The sequence below is a fragment of the Lysinibacillus capsici genome, assembly GCF_003367505.1.
GTDB lineage: Bacteria > Bacillota > Bacilli > Bacillales_A > Planococcaceae > Lysinibacillus > Lysinibacillus capsici.
In genome coordinates, this window is sequence record NZ_PXXX01000035.1 from 1 (window position 1) to 1,252 (window position 1,252).

Consider the following 1,252-nt stretch of genomic DNA (forward strand, 5'->3'; position numbering starts at 1 on the left):
ACTCCTGTCGGGCGCGCCAAAAGAACAACGGGAAGTAGCTCAGCTTGGTAGAGCACTTGGTTTGGGACCAAGGGGTCGCAGGTTCGAATCCTGTCTTCCCGACCATTTCCAAAAAGATTATGGGGCCTTAGCTCAGCTGGGAGAGCGCCTGCCTTGCACGCAGGAGGTCAGCGGTTCGATCCCGCTAGGCTCCACCATAAGTAAATTAACCAGTATAAAGATCCTGGCGGCGTAGCTCAGCTGGCTAGAGCGTACGGTTCATACCCGTAAGGTCGGGGGTTCGATCCCCTCTGCCGCCATCTTAAAGGACCTTTAGCTCAGTTGGTTAGAGCAGACGGCTCATAACCGTCCGGTCGCAGGTTCGAGTCCTGCAAGGTCCACCATTTATATATTGTAACGGAGGTATACCCAAGTCTGGCTGAAGGGATCGGTCTTGAAAACCGACAGGCGGGTAACACCGCGCGGGGGTTCGAATCCCTCTACCTCCTCCAGTTTTAAATTTTTATAAATGGTGCTTTAAAAACTCGAAACAACATAAAATTATCGCGGGGTGGAGCAGTGGTAGCTCGTCGGGCTCATAACCCGAAGGTCGTTGGTTCAAATCCGGCCCCCGCAACCAAAAGGTCCCGTGGTGTAGCGGTTAACATGCCTGCCTGTCACGCAGGAGATCGCCGGTTCGATCCCGGTCGGGACCGCCATTTTTAAAGATAAAAGTCATGAGAAGCAAAAGAGTGAGCAAGCTTAGCATGGACGAAATGGGTCAGTAGCTCAGTTGGTAGAGCATTAGATTGAAGCTCTAAGTGTCGGCGGTTCGATTCCGTCCTGACCCACCATTTATGCGGGTGTAGTTTAATGGTAAAACCTCAGCCTTCCAAGCTGATGTCGTGGGTTCGATTCCCATCACCCGCTCCAAGGGCCTATAGCTCAGCTGGTTAGAGCGCACGCCTGATAAGCGTGAGGTCGATGGTTCGAGTCCATTTAGGCCCACCATTATTCCGAAGTAGCTCAGTTGGTAGTAGCACCTGACTGTTAATCAGGTTGTCGCAGGTTCGAGTCCTGCCTTCGGAGCCATTTTTATTTTGGGGAAGTACTCAAGAGGCTGAAGAGGCGCCCCTGCTAAGGGTGTAGGTCGGGTAACCGGCGCGAGGGTTCAAATCCCTCCTTCTCCGCCATGGGCCCGTTGGTCAAGTGGTTAAGACACCGCCCTTTCACGGCGGTAACACGGGTTCGAATCCCGTACGGGTCATACTAA

The 1,252-nt window shown here is 53.0% G+C and carries 13 tRNA genes; all 13 read left to right on the forward strand.

Features of this window, described 5'->3' with window-relative positions:
• Positions 1 to 28 precede the first annotated feature (28 nt).
• The 13 genes from C7B89_RS22640 (at position 29) to C7B89_RS22700 (ending at position 1,246) form a co-directional block, all read left to right on the forward strand.
• A tRNA-Pro gene (locus C7B89_RS22640) sits at positions 29 to 105 on the forward strand.
• Between the two features lie 16 nt (positions 106 to 121).
• Positions 122 to 197 (forward strand) — tRNA-Ala (locus tag C7B89_RS22645).
• A gap of 28 nt (positions 198 to 225) precedes the next feature.
• Positions 226 to 299 (forward strand) — tRNA-Met (locus tag C7B89_RS22650).
• A 7-nt stretch (positions 300 to 306) separates the two neighbouring features.
• Positions 307 to 383 (forward strand) — tRNA-Ile (locus C7B89_RS22655).
• A gap of 15 nt (positions 384 to 398) precedes the next feature.
• Positions 399 to 491: transfer RNA gene (locus C7B89_RS22660), tRNA-Ser, on the forward strand.
• 53 nt (positions 492 to 544) lie between these two features.
• Positions 545 to 619 (forward strand) — tRNA-Met (locus C7B89_RS22665).
• 3 nt (positions 620 to 622) lie between these two features.
• Positions 623 to 698 (forward strand) — tRNA-Asp (locus C7B89_RS22670).
• A 59-nt stretch (positions 699 to 757) separates the two neighbouring features.
• Positions 758 to 833 (forward strand) — tRNA-Phe (locus C7B89_RS22675).
• A gap of 5 nt (positions 834 to 838) precedes the next feature.
• Positions 839 to 912, forward strand: a tRNA-Gly gene (locus C7B89_RS22680).
• A 1-nt stretch (position 913) separates the two neighbouring features.
• Positions 914 to 990: transfer RNA gene (locus C7B89_RS22685), tRNA-Ile, on the forward strand.
• 4 nt (positions 991 to 994) lie between these two features.
• Positions 995 to 1,071, forward strand: a tRNA-Asn gene (locus C7B89_RS22690).
• Between the two features lie 10 nt (positions 1,072 to 1,081).
• Positions 1,082 to 1,172 (forward strand) — tRNA-Ser (locus C7B89_RS22695).
• A gap of 2 nt (positions 1,173 to 1,174) precedes the next feature.
• A tRNA-Glu gene (locus tag C7B89_RS22700) sits at positions 1,175 to 1,246 on the forward strand.
• Positions 1,247 to 1,252: the final 6 nt, after the last annotated feature.